Here is a 2,684-nt window from a genome sequence, read left to right as displayed (position 1 = left end):
TTCGCCCAGACGCTCGTGCCGTCCAGCGCGGCGGCCGAAGATGTGGTCCAGGAGACGTGGATCGCCGTGCTCGGCGGCCTGGAGGGCTTCGAGGGACGCTCCGGTTTCCGCACCTGGCTCTACGCCGTGCTGCGAAACAAGGCGTATCGGACCACCGGGCAGGAGATCCGACTGCGGCGTTATGAAGTCGTCGCAGTTCCGGAGTACGACGGGCAGGACGACCCCCACGGCATCGCTGGCCGGATGCACCCGCCCGGGCACCCCGACGCCGGACACTGGTCGACACCGCCCGAGGCCAGGTTTCTGCCTGAGACGGCTGCCGTCAACGCGGAACTCGGCCGGGTACTCGCTGCTGAACTCGGCCGGTTACCGGACCGGCAGCGCCAGGTGGTGTTGCTGCGCGAGGTCGACGGACTGACCGCCAGCGAGGTGGAGGAGCTTGCCGGCATCCCGGCGACCACCCAGCGTTCCCTGCTCCACCGGGCGCGAGCGCGGCTGCGCGGCGCGCTCGAGTGTTACATGACCGGCCAGTGCGCCGACCCCACCCATCTCCACGCGGAGGTCCGATGACCACTACTTACCGCCCCGGCCCGGTCGAACCCGATTGTGTCGAATTCGTGAACCTGGCTCACCAACTCCTCGATGCCGACGAGTCGACCTGGGATCGCGAGATACATGCTCACCTCGCTTCCTGCCCGCCTTGCGAGGTCTACCTCCGTCAACTCGAGGACCTCCGAACTCTGCTCCGCTCCCTCGGTCCCGCCCTACCCGCAGACGACCCCCGGCTCCTCACCGCGCTGAAGGCACTCGAGAACCGCCCGAATCCGACCACCGCCCACAGGAGCACCTCATGACAGTCACCGCCGATCAGACCGATATTCCAGATCACACCCACCTCGCAGATGATGACCTCTCGGGGGTGTGGCGCCGGGGTGACCAGGTCGACGCGGCCGCTCTCAAGCAGACAGCGGGCGCCTTCCCCAGCGGGGTCACCGTCATCACCACCGTGCAGGGGATCCGGCCGGTGGGCATGACGGTGAGCTCCTTCACGACCGTCTCCATCGATCCGCCCCTGGTGCTGGTGTGCGTGGACCGCCGCGCCAGCTGCCTCCACGCATTCCGCATCGGCGCTCCGATGGGTGTCAACGTCCTCGGCTGTGAACAGGGGCCTCTCGCCCGGACCTTCGCCGGCCGGGGTGAGGACAGGTTCGACGGCGTTGAGTACAGTGCGGGTCCGCACGGGGTGCCGCTCCTGGAGGGCACCTCTGCGTGGCTCTCGACCCATATCGACCGCATCTACGACGGCGGCGACCACCAGATCCTCGTGGCGCGGGTCCACGCCGTGCACCGCGATGACACCCCGCCGTTGCTCTACCACTCCGGGCGCATGCACGACTGGGCCGTGGCGGCCGTCGCCTCACACGTGGAACAGCACTGATGTGCACGCCACCCGGTGCGCCAGATCACCTGCGTATGGGACGCAGGGGGTTCCTCGCCCTCGCAGGTACCACCGCGGGATCCGGGCTGCTCGCCGCCTGCAGCACCGCGAGCACGGCTCCACCCGCCGTCCCGGCGGCCGAACCCGGCACCCACGGCGCGGACGTGCCCGCCCTGCCGGGTATCGAGAACCCCGAGCTCACGATCGGTTTCATCCCCATCACCTGCGCCTCCCCGCTGGTCAACGCGGCCCCGTTGGGGATCTACGCTAAGCACGGGCTGAGGGTGACGCTCAAGAAGTACGCGGGCTGGGCCGACCTGTGGGGGGCGTACGTGGCAGGCGAGGTTCAGGCCACGCACATGCTGGCCCCGATGCCGCTGGCCCTGCACCACGGCTTCGCCTCGGGCCGCAAGGCCACGCGGATGCCGCTCATCACCAACGTCAACGGACAGGCCATCACGCTGGCGAACCGCCACCGCGACACCGTGCGTGGCCCGGAGGACATGCGTGGTTTCGTGCTGGGCATCCCCTTCGACTTCTCTATGCACAACCTTTTGTTACGCCACTACCTGTCCACCGGGGGGCTCGACCCGGACCTCGACGTGGACCTCCGGATCCTGCGGCCGGCCGATATGGTCGCTAACCTGCTCACCGGCAACATTGACGGTTTCCTCGGACCGGATCCGTTCAACCAGCTCGCCGTGGCGAGGGGCGCCGGATATCTGTTCACTCTGACCCGCGACCTGTGGGACGGTCACCCATGCTGTTGCCTCGGCGTGTCCGACGAGTGGGCATTCGAGAACCCGGTGACCTACCGAGCGCTCACCAGGGCCGTCGCCGACGCCGCGGTGTGGTCGGACGACCCCGCTCACCGGCCTCAGGCCGCGGCCTCGATGGCCACCGAGCAGTTCCTCAACCAACAACCCGAGTTGCTCACCGCGATCCTCACGGGCACGTACCCCGACGGCACCGGGCGCACGATGCAGGAGCCCGACCGGATCGGCTTCCGCCCGTTCCCTAGAGAGGACTTCGGCATGTGGATCCTGACCCAGTTACAGCGGTGGGGACTCACAGATGGCCGGGACCTCGGCGACTCCTCCGCTCTGTATGCCGCGACTACCGAGGTATTCGACACCCCCGCCGCGGCCCGCGCCCTCCATGACCTCGGGATCGGCATCCCGTCGGCCCGCACCGAGACCATCACCGGCATCCCGTTCAACCCCGCCCGAACCGACATCTGGACCCG

General features: G+C 68.6%; 3 protein-coding genes. All 3 read left to right on the top strand.

Annotated elements, in window-relative coordinates:
• Positions 1–570, top strand: a 570-nt coding sequence (locus IY392_RS17810; protein ID WP_194861957.1) for an RNA polymerase sigma factor, incomplete at its 5' end; no start/stop codon positions are given.
• A gap of 280 nt (positions 571–850) precedes the next feature.
• Entirely contained in the window at positions 851–1,438 is a 588-nt protein-coding gene (locus IY392_RS17805; protein WP_194861956.1) for a flavin reductase family protein, read from the top strand.
• Between the two features lie 35 nt (positions 1,439–1,473).
• Positions 1,474–2,684: CmpA/NrtA family ABC transporter substrate-binding protein (locus IY392_RS17800; protein ID WP_194861955.1), on the top strand; the 1,211-nt coding region annotated here is incomplete at its 3' end.

This window comes from Dietzia sp. SYD-A1 (assembly GCF_015356725.1).
In the GTDB taxonomy this organism is placed as follows: Bacteria; Actinomycetota; Actinomycetes; order Mycobacteriales; family Mycobacteriaceae; genus Dietzia.
This window is presented reverse-complemented; position numbering and strand designations above follow the sequence as displayed.